This window comes from Tunturiibacter lichenicola (assembly GCF_051013355.1).
Classification (GTDB): Bacteria; Acidobacteriota; Terriglobia; order Terriglobales; family Acidobacteriaceae; genus Edaphobacter; species Edaphobacter lichenicola_F.
This window is the reverse complement of the sequence record NZ_CP132944.1, coordinates 1891587-1908353: the sequence shown is the minus strand read 5'-3', so window position 1 is coordinate 1908353 and position 16767 is coordinate 1891587. Positions and strand designations below refer to the sequence as shown.

Annotated in this window: 17 protein-coding genes; 11 read left to right on the top strand and 6 right to left on the bottom strand. The window is 58.7% G+C overall.

The window, feature by feature from the left end:
• Nucleotides 1-224 precede the first annotated feature (224 nt).
• The 4 genes from pyrR (at nt 225) to RBB82_RS08195 (ending at nt 3814) form a co-directional block, all read left to right on the top strand.
• On the top strand, nt 225-800 hold the full coding sequence (pyrR, locus tag RBB82_RS08210) for a bifunctional pyr operon transcriptional regulator/uracil phosphoribosyltransferase PyrR (RefSeq protein ID WP_433974634.1): 576 nt from the start codon (nt 225-227) through the stop codon (nt 798-800).
• Between the two features lie 12 nt (nt 801-812).
• Nucleotides 813-1817 (top strand): aspartate carbamoyltransferase catalytic subunit, encoded by a 1005-nt coding sequence (locus RBB82_RS08205; protein ID WP_433974633.1) that lies wholly within the window; start codon nt 813-815, stop codon nt 1815-1817.
• A complete protein-coding gene (locus RBB82_RS08200; RefSeq protein WP_433974632.1) occupies nt 1814-3118 on the top strand; it encodes a dihydroorotase in 1305 nt (434 codons plus the stop codon). Before RBB82_RS08205 ends, RBB82_RS08200 begins: the two co-directional genes overlap by 4 nt.
• A 237-nt stretch (nt 3119-3355) precedes the next feature.
• Nucleotides 3356-3814 carry a hypothetical protein gene (locus RBB82_RS08195; protein ID WP_433974631.1) on the top strand — a complete coding sequence of 153 codons (459 nt, stop codon included), beginning with the start codon at nt 3356-3358 and terminating at the stop codon, nt 3812-3814.
• Between the two features lie 114 nt (nt 3815-3928).
• Here the strand turns inward: RBB82_RS08195 and RBB82_RS08190 are convergent, their stop codons facing one another.
• Entirely contained in the window at nt 3929-4270 is a 342-nt protein-coding gene (locus tag RBB82_RS08190; RefSeq protein WP_433974630.1) for a VOC family protein, read from the bottom strand.
• A gap of 589 nt (nt 4271-4859) precedes the next feature.
• On the opposite strand from RBB82_RS08190, the gene RBB82_RS08185 reads away from it, so the two are divergent.
• Nucleotides 4860-5873: a hypothetical protein gene (locus RBB82_RS08185; protein WP_433974629.1), complete on the top strand. Its 1014-nt coding sequence runs from the start codon at nt 4860-4862 to the stop codon at nt 5871-5873.
• Between the two features lie 63 nt (nt 5874-5936).
• On the opposite strand, the gene RBB82_RS08180 is transcribed toward RBB82_RS08185, so the two are convergent.
• Nucleotides 5937-7157, bottom strand: coding sequence for a glycine C-acetyltransferase (locus RBB82_RS08180; protein ID WP_433974628.1), 1221 nt, complete (start codon nt 7155-7157; stop codon nt 5937-5939).
• Nucleotides 7158-7272: 115 nt separating this feature from the next.
• Here RBB82_RS08180 and RBB82_RS08175 point away from each other — a divergent pair, with 115 nt between their 5' ends.
• Nucleotides 7273-8178: a hypothetical protein gene (locus tag RBB82_RS08175; protein ID WP_433974627.1), complete on the top strand. Its 906-nt coding sequence runs from the start codon at nt 7273-7275 to the stop codon at nt 8176-8178.
• Nucleotides 8179-8483: 305 nt separating this feature from the next.
• On the opposite strand, the gene RBB82_RS08170 is transcribed toward RBB82_RS08175, so the two are convergent.
• Both RBB82_RS08170 and RBB82_RS08165 read right to left on the bottom strand, forming a co-directional pair.
• Entirely contained in the window at nt 8484-9566 is a 1083-nt protein-coding gene (locus RBB82_RS08170; RefSeq protein WP_433974626.1) for a tRNA (adenosine(37)-N6)-dimethylallyltransferase, read from the bottom strand.
• A complete protein-coding gene (locus tag RBB82_RS08165; RefSeq protein ID WP_433974625.1) occupies nt 9560-9802 on the bottom strand; it encodes a hypothetical protein in 243 nt (80 codons plus the stop codon). The genes RBB82_RS08170 and RBB82_RS08165 overlap by 7 nt, the downstream gene beginning before the upstream one ends.
• A gap of 120 nt (nt 9803-9922) precedes the next feature.
• Between RBB82_RS08165 and RBB82_RS08160 the strand changes: the two genes are divergently transcribed.
• Both RBB82_RS08160 and RBB82_RS08155 read left to right on the top strand, forming a co-directional pair.
• A complete protein-coding gene (locus RBB82_RS08160) occupies nt 9923-10384 on the top strand; it encodes a hypothetical protein (protein ID WP_433974624.1) in 462 nt (153 codons plus the stop codon).
• Between the two features lie 245 nt (nt 10385-10629).
• A complete protein-coding gene (locus tag RBB82_RS08155) occupies nt 10630-11205 on the top strand; it encodes an elongation factor P (protein ID WP_433974623.1) in 576 nt (191 codons plus the stop codon).
• Between the two features lie 212 nt (nt 11206-11417).
• Here RBB82_RS08155 and RBB82_RS08150 read toward each other — a convergent pair whose 3' ends face one another.
• A complete protein-coding gene (locus RBB82_RS08150) occupies nt 11418-12452 on the bottom strand; it encodes a TonB C-terminal domain-containing protein (RefSeq protein WP_433974622.1) in 1035 nt (344 codons plus the stop codon).
• A 169-nt stretch (nt 12453-12621) separates the two neighbouring features.
• On the opposite strand from RBB82_RS08150, the gene RBB82_RS08145 reads away from it, so the two are divergent.
• Nucleotides 12622-13161 carry a MogA/MoaB family molybdenum cofactor biosynthesis protein gene (locus RBB82_RS08145; protein WP_433974621.1) on the top strand — a complete coding sequence of 180 codons (540 nt, stop codon included), beginning with the start codon at nt 12622-12624 and terminating at the stop codon, nt 13159-13161.
• A 16-nt stretch (nt 13162-13177) separates the two neighbouring features.
• On the top strand, nt 13178-13825 hold the full coding sequence (locus tag RBB82_RS08140) for a YqaA family protein (protein WP_433974620.1): 648 nt from the start codon (nt 13178-13180) through the stop codon (nt 13823-13825).
• Nucleotides 13826-13844: 19 nt separating this feature from the next.
• On the opposite strand, the gene RBB82_RS08135 is transcribed toward RBB82_RS08140, so the two are convergent.
• A complete protein-coding gene (locus RBB82_RS08135; protein WP_433974619.1) occupies nt 13845-14942 on the bottom strand; it encodes a metal-dependent hydrolase in 1098 nt (365 codons plus the stop codon).
• Between the two features lie 273 nt (nt 14943-15215).
• Here RBB82_RS08135 and gatB point away from each other — a divergent pair, with 273 nt between their 5' ends.
• The gene (gene gatB / locus RBB82_RS08130; protein ID WP_433974618.1) at nt 15216-16718 is read left to right on the top strand and encodes an Asp-tRNA(Asn)/Glu-tRNA(Gln) amidotransferase subunit GatB; all 1503 of its coding nucleotides are present in this window, start codon (nt 15216-15218) and stop codon (nt 16716-16718) included.
• The last annotated feature ends 49 nt before the right edge of the window (nt 16719-16767 follow it).

Sequence of the window (16767 nt, the reverse complement as noted above, 5' to 3'; positions counted from 1 at the left end):
CGCCACCCTGTTACTCAAGTGTTTTCAGGGGATCATGCTCGGCTTTTCTGCTCGAGACAAAGTGAAGAGATGAAAAGCTGCTATTGAGATCCCCTATTGGTGTAATAGAGAGATATTCAAACGACGCGAGACCAGACATACTCTCAAAACCCCAATGAAGACGCTTTGAATGAGTCGATGACCTGAAATTCGGTCGCTGGACTGATATCATCAAGCGCAATTGTATGAGTGACGATAAGGAAGTTCTGAAGCCGAAGTTTCGCGAAAAGGGCAGGCTGATGTCTGCCTCAGAGATCGAGCGCACGCTGGTCCGGCTGGCGCATGAGATCGTTGAAAAACATGGCGGTAGCGCCAATGTTGGCCTGGTCGGGATCAAGCGCAGAGGCGTCCCGCTGGCGCAGCGGCTGGCGGTTCTGATTGAAAAGATCGAAAAGCACCCGGTAGATACGGGCGTGCTGGATATCAGCTTTTATCGCGACGATCTTTCGACCGATGGACCGCGTCCAAAGGTGAACCCGGGGGCGATCGGGTTCGATGTAGAGGGGCGGGACATCATTTTGATGGACGATGTGCTGTATACCGGCCGCACGATCCGTGCGGCGCTGGATGCCCTGTTTGACTATGGACGGCCAAAGAGCGTGCGGCTGCTGGTGCTGATCGACCGTGGGCATCGCGAGCTACCGATCGAGGCGACCTACGTTGGGCGGCACATCCCTACCTCGAAGCGCGAGATTATCGAGGTGAAGTTGAACGAGATCGATGGGCAGGAGCAGGTGCTGCTGGTTGAGTTGGCGGACTAAAGGCTGCGTTCGATGACGTCTTCAAAGATGCAAGGCGAGATGAAGGCTCCTGAGTACGCTGCGGGTTCGCTGCTGACTGTTGCGGGACTGCCGGTAGAGGAGGTTGCGGCGATATTGGCTGCGACCGACCGAATGGAACGGATGGCCGCGGCGGATCGGGCGAGGATATTGGCTGGGCGGCGGATTGCGCTGCTGTTCTATGAGTCGAGTACGCGGACCAGGACTTCGTTCGAGCTGGCGGCGAAGTCGCTTGGCGCAATGACGACGCTGGTGAGCGATAAATCGTCGTCGATTGAGAAGGGCGAGAGCCTGAAAGATACGGGCCTGACGCTGAGAGCGCTTGGGGCGGAGTGCATTGTCTTGCGTCATGCGAACTCCGGTGCGCCTTATCTGCTGGCGAAGTTGACGGGGCTGCCGGTGTTGAATGCTGGAGATGGGATGCATGAGCATCCCTCGCAGGCGCTGCTGGATCTGCGCACGATGCTGGCTCGGCTGCCCGGGATGAGCAACAGACTGTTGAATGCAAAGACGCTCGAAGGTGTGACGGTCGTGATTACCGGAGATATTCTGCACAGCCGTGTGGCGCGGTCGAATGCGATGCTGCTGCCGCGATTGGGAGCGAGAGTGTTGCTGTGTGGCCCTGCCGCTTTGTTGCCGGTGGACGCGTTGGGACTCGGTGCCGGCGTGGAGATTGAGCGGGACTTCGATAAGGCTTTGAAGCAGGCGCAGGTGGTCATGATGCTGCGGATTCAGCGGGAGCGGCTGGCTGGGCTGGAGTTGGATCTGGCGGATTACATTTCGCGGTATCAGTTGGACCAGGAGCGCTTAACGTCGCGGGCACCGGAGGCTCTGGTGATGCATCCGGGACCGATGATTCGGGGGCTCGAGATCTCAGGTGAGGTGGCGGATGGGCCGAACTCAGCGATTGAAGATCAGGTACGCCACGGACTTGGAGTGAGGACAGCTCTGCTGGTGCGGGCATTGGGTGTGGGTGGATTCGAGAGTGTAACAGCATGAGTGACCTGACAATTTTGAATGGGCGGCTGGTCGATCCGGCGAGCGGTGTGGATGCGGAGCGGGATGTGCTGATCCGTCATGGACGGGTCGTTGCGATTGAGACGCCGGGTGCGCTACGCGCGGCGAAGGTGAAGGAGACGATCGATGCGAAGGGAATGATCGTCGCACCGGGGCTGGTCGATGTGCACGTCCATCTGCGGGAGCCCGGCCAGACCTACAAGGAGTCGATCAAGACAGGCACGGAGGCTGCTGCTGCGGGTGGTTTCACCAGTGTTGTGGCGATGCCGAATACAGTGCCCGTGAATGATTCTGTCGCGGGATTGGAGTGGATGCTCGATGCGGCGCGTGGGGCATGTGTGAAGTTGTTTGCGATGCCGGCAGCGACATTTGGCAGCCTGGGTGCGGAGATTACGGATTACCACGAGATGGCACGAGCCGGGGCGGTGGGCTTTACTGATGATGGAAAGCCGGTGCTGGAGGATCGGGTGATGCGGGCGGCGCTGGTAGCGGCAGCGGGAATTGGGGTGCCGATCTCTCAGCACGCGGAAGATACGCGGCTGACGGGAGGCTGCAGTATGAATGCGGGGCCGGTGGCGTTTCGGCTTGGCCTTCGCGGCATGACGGTAGAGGCGGAGTCGAAGATTGTAGAGAGGGACATTCGCCTACTGCGCGATATTGAGCGACATGACGGCTTGCGACCGCATCTGCACGTGCAGCATGTGTCCACAGCGAAGGCGATGGAGGCGATTCGTCAGGCAAAGCGTGAGGGATTGCACGTGACCTGCGAGGTGGCTCCGCATCACTTTGCACTGACCGATGAAGCGGTTGGGGACTATGACACGAATGCGAAGATGAATCCGCCGCTGAGGAACGATGCAGACCGTCTGGCGATGATTGCTGGGTTGATGGATGGGACCGTGGACTGTATTGCCACCGATCACGCTCCACACGCGCTGTTTGAGAAGGAGCAGGAGTTTGAACGGGCTCCGAATGGAATTACCGGGCTTGAGACTGCGCTGGGATTGGCGCTCCGCGTGTTGCATAAGGGGAACGGGATGTCGATCTCGCGTGTGATTGAGTTGATGAGCGCGCAGCCGGCGGGGATTGTTTCGCTTGAAGGGCGTGGGACGCTGAGTGTGGACAGCTTCGCGGATGTGGTCGTGTTCGATCCTGCAGCGGAGTGGAGTTTTTATGTTGCGAAGACACGATCGAAGTCGCGGAATACTCCCTTTGACGGCGCAAAAATGATGGGCAAAGTAATAGCTACTATCTGTGAAGGCGCAGTTGTTTATCGAGGATAGATGTTCTGGCGAATAAACAGTCGAGGATGGGCTGTGCTGGGTGCGGTTTCAATCACCGTTTGCTGCACGCGGGCCTTTAGCCAGAACCGATTTTCAGACTTTCCCAGTTTTAAGATGATTCAAGGCGCAGCGGACTCGGATGGATTGCCGACCTCGGGAGCGAAGCTTTGTCTTCTGAAGCCAGCGGATGTCTGCTTCCAGATGCCCTCGAGAAAAATAAATCCTCCAGATTCGGCGGTGTATGAGTTCGGCCTTAATCCAAGGTCAGAACGTCTGCCTTTGTCGGGTGGTGGGTCGTTTATTTTCTTCTCATCGCAGTTCTCCGGAGGAGGAAGCGGCACGTTGGATAGTCTCGCTATCTTGCGATATGAAGCAGGTGGCAGGATCGTTGATCTAATGCCGTTCGTTGGTGTGACGAATCAGAGTGACCGAGCGGTGTGGCAGATTGCTGAGGCGTCTAAATTTCCTATTCTTGTGACCGCAGATTTTGATTGGATGGATGGAGAGACACATTTCGCGGATCATTTTTATACAGTGACTGCCTATCATTTCGATGTTGAAAAGGATAGGTATTTCAAAGCCTTCTCGTATCGAACTTCCAAGAAGTATCCGGGGCTCGACAACGTGGATCAAGTCCACGTACTTGGTTCGGAGCGCGCAGAGATTTTGAAGAGGCTCCAGGAAGCAAGGCGCTAATGCGCACTACACGGCGCGATCTAGGCTGCTCGTTCGGGTATCGGTTTGGCAAGACGTTGCCGCACACGCTTCGTTCCCATCTCAGCACAAAGCGTATGCGACGTTGAAGGGATTTTATTCGCGCTGCATTACAGCGAGTTCGTTGCCCGCGGGGTCGGTGAAGTGGAAGCGCCGACCACCCGGAAAGATGAAGATGGGCAGCGTGATCTTGCCGCCCGCTTTCAGGATGTCCTGCTCCGTCTCTTCGAGATTGTGCGATTCGATGACGGGGAGCGGAGCTTTCGTGCGTTCAGCGGGGTCGGCGTTGAAGCCGCCTTCGGTACCGCTCTCAGAGAATGCAGCATACGTCGGGCCGTATTCCTGAAAGGTCCAGCCGAAGAGATTGGCGTAGAAGGTCCTGCTTGCCGCCAGGTCGTGGGCGGGCAGCTCCAGGTAAACGATCTTCAAGGTGGGCATAGTTGTCCTCACGAAAGCATGTGTCGCTGAGTCCTCCATCCGCACCGCCGCGAACTGGTTTGCGATGCAGGTAGAGACCGGCGGTCTCCGGCCTCGCGAGGGACAGATTCAACATAGAACGCTCATGTCGATGGGGTCAACGAAATCGTGGCGGACATGGTCGTGAGTTTTGGGATCATACCCTGCGCTGGTACCCACTTCGCCTTGTTGCGCGGATTTTCATGTGTGTGGAAGACGTATTTGTTGGCTGTGGGCCACTACTCCTACCACCGGAAGGGGGCGGAGCCTTGACGTCGTTTGAACTCGTATCTTGAATCAAGGCGATTGGGCAATCGCACGAATTACGGGTGTCACGGCATACTTATTTCTTCATAGACTGTAGGCGAAAACACATTTGTCTCGTCTATATCCATACCCAGAGACTGACCACGGAAAACAGTGCCCGTGAGGTCAGTTTCTGTGTAGACCTCTTCGTGAGAACAAGTTAGCGAAGCAATCACGAAAGAATCCAAGGAATTTCATGCGACCAACGCTGCCGCGAAGGTTAGCGGCGCGAATTGAAGCAATATCAGTCAGGTAAACTCTTATAGTGATCGTTTTTTCCCGCCTTCTTCTGCTTTCCGTCCTTAGTCCGACATTCCTGATCTTTTCAGCCTCCCCGCTACTGTCGCAGGGCCCTGTTCCGATTGAGGCGACGCTGCCTGATGCGCCTCTGCCGCAAACGCCGACGGAGATTGCAGACGCCACGGACGGATTTAGCTCTTCTTTCATCTTTGATAACGAACAAGCCGTACAGCCACAGACCAGCACGACACAGCCGACTTCGCCTGCTCAGACGGATACGCCGCAGAAGCCGATGACGGCTGATGAGAGAAAGTTGGCTTCGGAGGAGGAGCTCCGGAAGGAACTTCACCAGCGAATTGGTGTCATTGTGCCGAACTTCAACGCTGTGCTCGATGGCAACAATCTTCCGATGACGCCGAAACAGAAGATGCGGGCGGCTTTCCGGAGCGCGGTCGATCCGTATCAGTTCGGACTGGCGCTCTTTACGTCGGCGATTGGGCAGGCGGAGAATTCGCACTCCAGCTATGATCCGATTCCGGGCACAAATCCGGTGCAATACAAGCCAGAGGGTTATCAACAGGGCTGGGGAGCTTATGCCAAGCGCTTCGGGGCGTCGTACACCGACCAGTTCAATGGGACGGTTCTCGGCAATGGCGTGTTCCCTGTGCTGCTGCATCAAGACGCGCGCTACTACCGGATGGGGAAAGGCTCTTTCAAGAAGCGGTTCTTTTATTCGGTGAGCACAACGGTTCGCTGCAAGGGCGATAACGGAAAGTGGCAGCCGAACTTCTCGAATCTATTAGGGAATATGGCTGCGGGCGGGATCTCAAATCTTTACTATCCGGCGGCGGATCGAGGGTTTGGATTGACGATCGAGCAGGGTCTGCTGGTGACTGCGGAGGGCGTGTTCGGTGCACTTCTCATTGAGTTTGCGCCAGATGTCATCGGGCATTATCACAAGAATCGTACTCCGCCGGATACGGTTACCCAAGCCTCCGCTGCTCCGGCGAGCCAGACGACGACACAAATTGCTCCCTAACTCTGCATGAGTCGTCGCAGGTCTTCGCGCGGAGATCGAGAGCGAGAGTTGAAAGCCGAATTCTCAGGCTTGAAGGATGCCTGCCTTCTTTGCGACCGAAGTTATGGTTTCGAGGGCCTGGTCAATCTCGGCACGGGTGTGTTCGCTTGTCATGATGGTGCGAATGCGGGCTCTACCTTCAGGGACGGTCGGGAAGGCGATGCCGGTTGCCATGACGCCAGCGTCAAAGAGCGCGCGGGAGAAGTCCATGGTGCGGCGACCGTCGCCGATGATGATAGGAGTGATAGGGGTCTCGCTCTTGGGTGTGGTGTTGCCGCCGACGTCAAATCCGGCGTCGGTGAGCTGCTTCTTGAAGTACGCGGTGTTGGCCCAGAGACGCTCGATGCGCTCAGGCTCGGACTCGAGAATGTCGAAAGCTGCGATGCAGGTTGCTGCGACTGAAGGTGGGTGCGAGGTGGAGAAGAGGAACGGACGAGCGCGGTGATAGAGATAGTCGATCAGGTCGCGGCTGCCGCAGACGTAGCCGCCAAGTGCTCCGATTGCTTTTGACAGGGTGCCTACCTGCACGTCGACTTTGTCGGTCGCGTGAAAGTGATCGACGGAGCCACGGCCGTTGCGACCGAGGACACCTGAAGCGTGGGCGTCGTCCACCATCATGATGGCGCCATATTTCTCGGCGAGTTCAGCGAGCTTGTCGACAGGGCCGATGTCGCCGTCCATTGAAAAGACACCATCGGTGATGAGGAGCTTTTTACCGGGCTCGTTCTGAATCTCCTGCAGGAGCTGCTCGGCATGGGCGATGTCTTTGTGGCGGAAGACTTTGATCTTGGCCTTTGAGAGACGTGCGCCGTCGATGATGCTCGCGTGGTTGAGCTCGTCGGAGAGGATGAAGTCTTCTTTGCCGAGGATGCTGGAGACGGTGCCGGCGTTGGCGGCGAAGCCTGACTGGAAGACCACGCAGGCCTCGACACCCTTGAAGGCGGCGATCTTCTCTTCAAGCTCCATGTGGATGTGCATTGTGCCTGCAATGGTACGGACCGCACCGGAGCCTACGCCGTACTTTTTCGTTGCGGCGATGGCGGCTTCTTCGAGGCGCGGATCGTTGCAGAGGCCGAGGTAGTTGTTGGAGGCGAGGTTGATGACGCGCTTGCCGTCGTAGGTGCAGACGGGGGCCTGCTGGTCGTCGAGCACGCGCAGCTTGAAGAAGGTGCCGCGCTCGCGAAGATCGTTGAGTTGGGCGGTGAGATGGGCAAGCTGGGGGCGTTTGGCGGCAGCGGTAGTCATGGAATTATCTTAAACCTTTCATGGTCGGGTGGTCTCAGAGGCGAAATAAGCATCGTATGATTGAACCGCTTTCGATCAGTTGACTCGAGGCGGGCATGACCATTCCGTACGGAGAATGAAGGACGTGACAATGAGCTTTCAGTATTCAGTAAGAACTGTTGCCGCTATGACGCTGGCGTTGGTAATGTTGGCGGGCTGCAAATCGAAGCAGGATGCCGCGATTGATAAGGCGAAGCAGCAGGCAGCTGCGACCGGGCAGGCCCAGAACGTGGTTTCGACCGACGGCAACGGCAATGTGACGACGACTACGGTGCAGCCACCAGTGCCTGGACAGACGGCGCAGGCTGTGTCGACTACGGTGACTCCGGCGGCGGCTGTAGCGGCAAATACTCCGGCGACCGCGCCGGGTGCCACGGGAGAGCCAGTGACGGCGGGGCAGGTGGATTCTTCAGGGCAGCCGGTGGCCGCGCCTGCGCCGAATGAGGCTCCGATTGTGCGGCCATCCGATATAAATATTGCTGCTGGAACGAATCTGACGATTCGGATTAATCAGCACATCAGCGTGAAGACGAGTCGTGCGGGAGACCGGTTTACCGGCGAGGTTGTTGAGCCGGTGGTGGGGCAGAATGATCGCGTTGTGATTCCGAAGGGTGCGCCGGTGAGTGGCGTGGTGGTTGCGTCGCATCGGCGGGGGCACTTCAAAGGCTCGTCAATACTGGAGTTGCGGCTGACGTACCTCACGCTGGGTGGGTCGCGGTATGCGCTGGATACGTCCGATCTGACGCAGACGAAGAAGGGCAAGGGGAAGCGCTCGGCGGCGATGATTGGCGGCGGCGCTGGTCTTGGAATGTTGGTTGGTGGCGTGGCTACTGGCGGCGTTGGGCTGCTAGTTGGCGGGCTTGTCGGTGGCGGTGGCGGGACTTTGCTGAGTGGGCTGACGGGGAATCGGGATATTGAGATTCCTGCGGAGTCGATTGTGCGGTTCAAGCTGGCGGACAATCTTGTCGTGCAGCCTTCGTGAGAAAAACTGAAGCGAAATTCTTGTAAAAATGTGCGAAAAAAGTTTAGCCCTGGGGAGACTCGGGGCTTTACTGTTTTGCTGGGTTTTTGAGGGGTGTTTTGAGAAAAGTGGGTGTCAGAACGTGGTTTTTTGACGGTGAAAACGTGGTGGAATGCGTGGTGAATGTGGTGCTTTGCAGCACTGTTTTTCGGTGCTGACAAATGCGCCAACTTTTCGGAAAAATTTTGTGGAAAAGCGCATTTTCTTTCGCGCTATCTTTCGGCCCCTAGCTACGGATCATCTTTTGGCTTTGAGAGTGATGTCGCCTAGGCCGTTTGGTTGGTGTGGTTCAGGTGTTTTGAGACGAGGTTGAGTGCCTGATCGATGATATCTGCGTCGCCACCGCAGCCGGGCAGCCAGTGCATGTCGGGTTCGCGGCGGAACCAGGTGAGTTGGCGCTTTGCGTAGTTGCGATGGCCCTGCTGGGCCTGGGAGACTGCCTGGTCGCGGGTGAGTTCGCCGCGCAGGACGGCGGTGGCTTCGGCGTAACCGAGTGAGGTGAGAGGGCGGCAGTCGGGGCCGTAGCGCTCGAGGAGGCGTTCAGTCTCTTCGACGAGGCCGCGATCGAACATGGCGGCGGCTCGCTCGTTGATGCGCTCGTAAAGGCGGGGGCGGGGTGGGTTGAGGCCGAGGCGGAGGATCCGGTAGCCGGTGAGGGCGTCGCGGCCTTGCTGCCACTGGGCTGTCATCGGTGTACGTGTTGAGAGATTTTTCGGGGTGCTTTTCTTTCCAGCTTCTGGGGCTTGTTCGGTTGCGGGAGAGACAGCGAGGGAGACTTCTACGGCGCGAACGACCTTGGGGACGTCGTTGGCGTGGATGGCGGCTGCGGCGGCGGGGTCGAGGCGCGTGAGGAGGCGATGAAGGTAGGCTGGACCGCGGGTTGCGGCTATCTTGCGGAGGCGTTCGCGCTGGCCGGGCTTTTGCGGTGGTGCGGGGAAGAGGCCGTCGATGAGGGCGCGCAGGTAGAGGCCGGTACCTCCGGCGACGATGGGGAGATGGCTGCGAGTTTTTTCGGAGTTGCCTCGGGCATTGATTGAAGTGTCTCGGGCGTTGGTTGAGCTGCCTCGGGCGGTGATGCCGATGAGGGCTTCGCGGGCCTGGCGACTGTAGTCGCCTGCGGTGCATGCCTCGTCGGGCCATGCGATGTCGATCATGTGGTGCTGGACGAGTGCGCGCTCGTCGTGGGTGGGTTTTGCGGTGCCGATCTCCATCTCGCGGTAGACGGCTACGGAGTCGCAGCTGACGATCTCGCCGTTGAACTCCTGCGCGAGACGGAGAGAGAGGGAGGTCTTGCCGCTGGCTGTGGGGCCGACCAGGACGATGAGCGGGTGGTCGGGTGGTTTCACCACGGATGCCACCAGCCGGGGTGGAAGACGTTGTGGATGCCGGCGTGAAGGACACTGATGGCTATGACGGCGAAGGCGAGTAGCAGGAGGCCGCGAATCTGGCGGCGGCGTTCGTGTTGGAGTGGAGTTGCGATGGTGATGGCCGTCTTTTTCGATGATAGATGATGGTGGTTGTTCGTCTGGTGTTGGGTCTTTGAGGTGTAAGAGAAGGCATTCGCGCTTCCGCGCGAATAACCCACCCTTCGTGATGAGACTACGAAGGATGGGCCATCCGAGGTAGAGCGAGTATGTCTCGCCGCTGAGTGTATGCGCAGGCGGCCGAGGTTGCTCAAAGGCGCTTGGGGTGTGATCCTTAAGACATGAATCAACGAAGATTGTTCTGCGCGGTTGTGGGATCAGTACTGGCCTGCTGTTTGTCGGCTGTGGCTCAGGAAAAAGGTACATGGCGCGCAACGAGTAAGACGGCGCAGTCCATTACGGGCGATGTGGCTCTCTCGGATGAAAAGTTGGCGATCAACTTCTCTACTTTTGCTATTGCGCAGATACGTCATCTCGAACCGGCTGAGTTGGGTGCTGCTTTCGATGCGGACGCCAGCGCGGGTGGAAGCGGCAACCTCTACCGGTTGAATGTTCCGGGTGATAAGAAGTTTTTGCATAAGAACACTCTGTGCGGCAGTGAGGATACGCAGTGGATGGCGACTTACGTGTCGGGGAAGACTTTGGAGATTGCGTTTTTCTCTGGCCCGAAGATGCCTGTTTTTACGATGGATGCGATGGAGAATTCGACCGATTTGTGTGGGAAGTTTTCTTACGTGAAGTGAGAGTGGTGTAACTGCAAAGGCAAAGGCAAAGGCAAAGGCAAAGACAAAGACAAAGACAGGGATCCTTCGCTTCGCTCAGGATGACGGCTCAGAACGGTAGATGACGGCGTAGACCGTAGGTGATGGCGTTTAGAACGGTTCGGATGATGGCGTTTGGTGGTTGCAGTGGAGCTGCACTTATACTTGAGAGGTTATTTCAGACTGTGCTGCGCTCGGTTGAGTGATGACACGTCTTTGAGGGGTTCATGGCCGCACTGATCGATGCAATTAATGTGAAGCGCAAGAGTCTGTTTGAGTTTGAAAATACGCCTTACGCGTGTTTGGAGGCGGAGGTGAACTCGCCTACGGCTCGCGGCGGCCAGACGCTGGTGCGGCTGAAGATGCGGAATCTGCTGACGAGCGCGGTGTTTGAAAAGACCTTCAAGGCGAATGACAAGTTCAAGGAGCCGGACCTGGTGTTGGTGCCGGCCTCGTATCTGTACAGCGATGGGGATGGGTCGCACTTTCTGGATCAGGAAAGTTTTGAAACGCTGACTTTGAACGAAGATATGGTCGGTAATGCCCTCGACTACCTGACTGAGGGGGCGTTGCTGCAGTTGCATAAGTACAACGGCAATCCGATTGGGCTGCAGCTGCCGATCTTTGTTGAGCTTGATGTTGCGGAGACGGAGCCGGGTGTGAAGGGCGACTCTTCGAGCGGGAGCGTGACGAAGGTTGCGAAGCTGGAGACTGGGCTTGAGATTCGCGTTCCGCTCTTCATCAAGCAGGGTGAGAAGGTGAAGGTGTCGACGGAGAATCGGGAGTTCGCTGGGCGGGCTTGATTGGAAGATGTGTCCTGCCGGACGGGCCCACTGCGCGTGGGGCGGTCACTTCGTGATTTGTATACTTTGTCTCGCGTGGATGAAGGGTTTGGGTCCTCGCGATGCTCGGGCCGACCAACGGTCGGATCACTGGTGGTTATCGTGCCACGGTAGGGTACACGCGTCACGAAGTGACCGCTCTCCGCGCAGGAGGCCGTCCGGCAGGACATGTTTTAGCGCAGTGGCTTGTTGGTGAGGAAGTCGATGCGGAGTTCGAGGTTGGGGCCGTGGAAGTTGGCGGGGAGCGGGGGGAACTGGCCCTCTCCGGTGATGGCGCCCCAACAGGCTTTGTCGATGGATTGATCCTGGCTGGAGCCGTCGAGGTTCATCGCGGCGATGCGGCCGTCGGGCAGGATGGTGAAGCGGATGAGGGTTTCGCCTTCCTTGTTGAGGGGTGGGCGAGCCTCTTCGGGGATCAGGGGGATCCAGTTGCGCTTGATGTCGTTGAGGATGCGGCGGATGTAAGGGCCGAAGTCGACGCCCTGGGTGTCGGATAGGATCTCGGCGCCGGTGCCCATGCCGGTGCGTCCGCTGTTGCCACCGCCACTGTAATCTCCGGCGCTGCCGTGGTCATGCGCGGCGCCCTGGGCGGCCTGGCGAATGGCGTCGCCTGCGGTCTGGTTCGGGTTGCCGAAGTTCGGGCGCGTTGGGACCGGCTTAGGGGCTTCGACCAGAGCCTGCTGTTGCGCGGGCGGCTGGGTTTGTTGAGGCTGGGGTGCTGGCGGGAGCGGCGTTGCGGCCTGTGGCGGAGCTTGCTGAGTGGGCGGCGGCGTGGGTGTCGGCGGTGGAGGAGCTGTTGGGGCTGGCGGGGCGGCTTTGCGCATCTCCTGGAGCTGCTTTAGGGTCTTCTGGTCGAGCTGCTGCGGACGCGGCTTGGGGGCCTTGGTTGCGCTGTGGGGAAGATCTTTTGGCGCGTCGAGATAGGTGAGCTGCTTATCGCGCTCTTTGAGGACGTCGACGGGATTGATGAGGCGCGGCTGATGGAAGAGCACGCGCGGGCCATAGAAGAGGAACCAGATGATGGCCAGGTAAACGATGACAGAGATGTAGATGGACTCGCGGAAGCGGGCCTTGGAGCGCTCATCGTCGAGCGAGTCAAGCAGGTGGATGAGCTCACGCTCGTCGAGTTCGCCAAAGCGGCCGGTGCGCACCTTGATGGGTTGTTGATCGGGCGGTGCGGATTTGGGCGGGGTCTCGAGTGAAGGCATTGGCTATGTGGTCTGACGGCTGCGGGGAGCGAAAGTTTCGTGGTGGTACGGACGGTGGCCGCCGGTCGAACCACCGATGTGCATAGTCCACTCTATTTTCTCATCTTTGGGGGCTATTCGGCCAAGGGAATCGTTTGGGAAGAGCGGCGAAAACCCGTAGACTGGAGGGGTGAGCGAGAGCTTTTCATCGAATGTTCGTGCAGCGGTGTTGACGGTCAGCGACCGCTGTTCGCGGGGCGAGCGTGTGGATCTGTCGGGGCCTGCGGTGTGCGAGATGCTGGAGGGCGCTGGGATTGGTCAGGTGATCAGCGAGGTATTGCCGGATGAGCTAGACCAGATTGCAGCGGCGCTGTGGCGTAACGCAAAAGTTGTAGACCTGATCGTGACGACCGGGGGGACGGGGCTGGCAGCGCGCGATGTGACGCCGGAGGCCACCAGGATGGTCTGCGAGCGGCTGATCGACGGGCTGGCGGAGCGCATGAGGGCGGATGGGCTGCTGTATACGCCGCTGGCTTCGCTGAGTCGCGGGGTGTGCGGGACGCTGGGGACGGCGTTGATTGTGAATCTGCCGGGGAGTCCGGCGGGGGCGAGTAGTTCGCTGGCGGCGATTTTGCCGGTGCTGCCGCATGCGCTGGATCTGCTGGCGGGGCGTACGGAGCATGGCGAAAACACGAGCGCCGGTGAGCATGAAAACGCTGACGACAGGTAGAATGTAAGTTGATCCCGTGAAAATCTCTCCTGTTGCGCTCCTGAATAAATTGAACATCATGATGCTTGCGGCACTGAAGCCGCTGGGCGTGTGGGGGATCGGTGCGCTTGCGGTGATCGATTCGTCGACGATCCCTGTGCCGATCGATGCTTTGCTGATCGACTACGTTGCGCATGACCATAGGCGGTTTTTGTTGTATTGCTTTATGGCGGCGATTGGGTCGGCTGTAGGGAGCTTGCTGCCGTACTATCTGGGGCGCGCGGGTGGGGAGCTTTTTCTGCTGAAGCGGATCAACCGGCAGCGGTATGAACAGATGCGCGACCGGTTCGAGAAGCAGGAGTTTCTGGCGATCATGGTTCCGGCGATGATGCCGCCGCCGACGCCGGTGAAGCTGTTCGAGTTTGCCGCGGGCGTGTTCGAGATGAAGCCGCTGGGGTTCTTCAGCGCGATCTTCCTGGGCAAGTTTGTGCGGTTTCTGATCTGGGCGATTATTACGATCACGTACGGGCCGACGATTCTGCATACGATGACGCAGACGATGCGCCATCATCACTCGCTGATGTTAGGCCTGGGTGGGATTTTGATCGTGCTGCTGCTGGTGTATGTGTTGCGAAAGGTGTTCGACTCGCGGCGTGGAACGCCTCTGCCGGTGGAAGAGGAATAGTTCGCTTCGTACTTTGCTCTTAGTGTTGGATGCGGTGGTCCATCTCCATGCGGACGATGCGGCGGTCATCGTTGAGGTAGACGGCGCCTGAGAGCGGTGGATTCTCGCGGCCGGGGAGCAACGGCGTGTCGTAGAAGAAGCGCAGATCGCGGAAGGTGACGACGGTGAGGCCGTCCGGATTGACTCCCGTATCGGTGACGATTGGGTATTGCGACCAGTCGAGGTAAGCTTCGCCGAGCCAGCTGCGCTTGGCGACTAGTGTTGCGAGTGTCGTGGGTGGCTTGTAGATGACGTCGGCCTGGGTGCTGGTGGTGATGGTGGAGCTACGGGTGTCGACCGAAGCGAGCTGGTAAAACTGCGGGGTTTCGGCGACGGTCTGCCAGTGGAAGGGATTGATGGGGTAGGGGCTGGCGAAGACGCGTGAGACCGCGGCTCCGTTGTAGTCGTTGTTTTGTGCGAGCTGGAGAGCCTTTTCGTGTTCGAACGCGCGGAAGCACCATAGTGCGACGATGCCGAGAAGAGCGAAGATAGCCCAGCCACGTCCGCGAAAGGCTTGTCTGCGTGCGCCTACTTCGCTGTTGATGAGGCCGAAGAGGGATGGGGCGATGAGCGCTGTTAGAAGGAGGAGGAAGATGAGGGGTTCGAAGATGAAGACGAAGGAGCCGGCGTACCAGTGCGGATTGAATGGGAAGAAGGGGCGAACGCCGTAGTTGTTGGTCCAGTCGAGGAGGAGATGGCTGAGAAAGGCGATGAGGGAGAAGCAGTAGAGGAGGCCCCAGCGGATGGGGGCTTGTGGTTTGGGAATGTGGGTGGTGGTGGGGTCGTAGGGCTGATTTGGAATGGGTTCCGGATGGGCCTGTTTTCGGTGGAAGCGCCAGCGGTGGAAGAGCCAGATGGCGCCGACGATGATGGCGGCTTCGAACGGTATGCCGACGAAGGTGTGGGTGATGCCTCGGTGGTGTTGGAAGGCTGCGATGGGGCCGCGGATGGACCAGAGGGTGTCGAGGTCGGGGGCTTCTGCGGCGATGGTCATCGCGACGGTGGCGTAGGCGGCTTTGCGGTTGAAGCCGGCGCGGGAGAGGACGGCTCCCGTCATGAGATGGGTGATGGGTTCCATGGCTCTCCCGATAGTAGCTTGTTTAGAAGATGTGTCCCTGCCGGACGGGCCTCCTACGCGGAGAGCGGTCACTTCGTGACTTGTATACCTTGTCTTGGGGGATGAAGGGCTTGGGTCCTCGCGATGCTCGGGCCGACGAACGGGAGGACTTGCGCTGATTATCCTGCCACGGCAGGGTACACGCGTCACGAAGTGACCGCTCTCCGCGTAGGAGGCCCGTCCGGCAGGACACCAGCTCCAAAGCCTTCGCGCTTGTTAGAATCAAGAGTGTCCATGCCTACTTTAACTGCGCTATCGCCTGAGATTCTTGCCAAGTACCAGCCTGTAATTGGGCTGGAGGTTCACGTTCAACTCTTGACCGCGACGAAGGCGTTTTGCGGCTGCGTGAACAAGTACGGTGGAGAGCCGAATACGCATACTTGTCCTACGTGTCTGGGACTGCCCGGCGCGTTGCCGGTGCTGAATCGGCAGGCGGTGGAGTTTGCGGTGCTTGCGGCGAAGGCGATCAACTGCGAGATTCGCGAGACGAGCATCTTTTCGCGGAAGAACTATTTTTATCCGGACTCGCCGAAGGGCTACCAGATTTCGCAATTTGATAAGCCGGTTGCGGAGCATGGATGGATTGAGGTTCCGGCGTTCGATGCCAGCGGCGCTGCGATTACGAAGCGCATCGGCGTGACGCGGCTGCACATGGAAGAGGATGCAGGCAAGAGCATTCACGATGGATTCGCGGATTCGGTTTCGAAGACGTATATCGATCTGAACCGGTGTGGGACGCCGTTGGTTGAGATTGTGAGTGAGCCGGATCTGCGCACGGCCGATGAGGTCTTCGAGTATCTGACGAAGCTGAAGGAGATTCTGCTGTACACCGGTGTGAGCGATTGCAACATGGAAGAAGGCTCGCTGCGGTGCGATGCGAACGTCAGCGTGATGCTGAAAGGTGCGAAGGAATTCGGCACAAAGGCTGAGGTGAAGAACGTCAACAGCTTCCGTTACATTCGCTCGGCGGTGGAGTACGAGATTGAACGGCAGATCGGCGTGATTGAAGATGGTGGCCGTGTAGTGCAGGAGTCGCGGCTCTGGAACTCTGCGGAGGGCCGGACGTATTCGATGCGCTCGAAGGAGCAGGCGCACGACTACCGGTATTTTCCGGAGCCGGATCTGCCGCCGCTGGTCGTTGGTGCGGAGTGGCGGGAAAAGATCTTCAAGATGTTGCCGGAGCTGCCGGAGGCTCGGCGGGCGCGGATGATTGCGGAGTATGAGATCTCGGCGCAGGATGCAGCAACGTTGACGGCGACACGGGAGTTTGCGGATAAGTTTGAAGCGGCGGCGAAGAAGGCGAAGAGTCCGCGACGTGTGGCTGCGTTGCTGACGAGTGAGTTGACGATGCGGCTGCGGGCGGCGGGGCTGGAGTTGGAGCAGTCGCCGGTGTCGATGGAAGGCGTTGTGATGGCGGCGGATCTGGCGGAGTCGGGTGAGCTGTCGAGCAAGATGCTGAAGCAGCTGCTGGATTCGGCGTTCGAGAAGAAAGAAGATTTTCCTGTGGTGTATGAGCGGGAGAAGCCGCAGCAGATCTCGGATACCGGTGCGATTGAGGCGATGATCGACGAGGTGATCGCCGGGAATGCGAAGCAGGTGGAGCAGTATCGCGGGGGAAAGAAGACCGTGGCTGCGTTCTTCGTCGGGCAGGTGATGCGGCTGTCGAAGGGGCAGGCGAATCCGGCGTTGCTGAATGAGTTGGTGACGAAGAAGCTGGATGCGCTGGGGCCACTGTAGGGCGAGGTTGCTCCTAGGTGGCTGCTGAGGTAGCGTTGCATTCCAATTG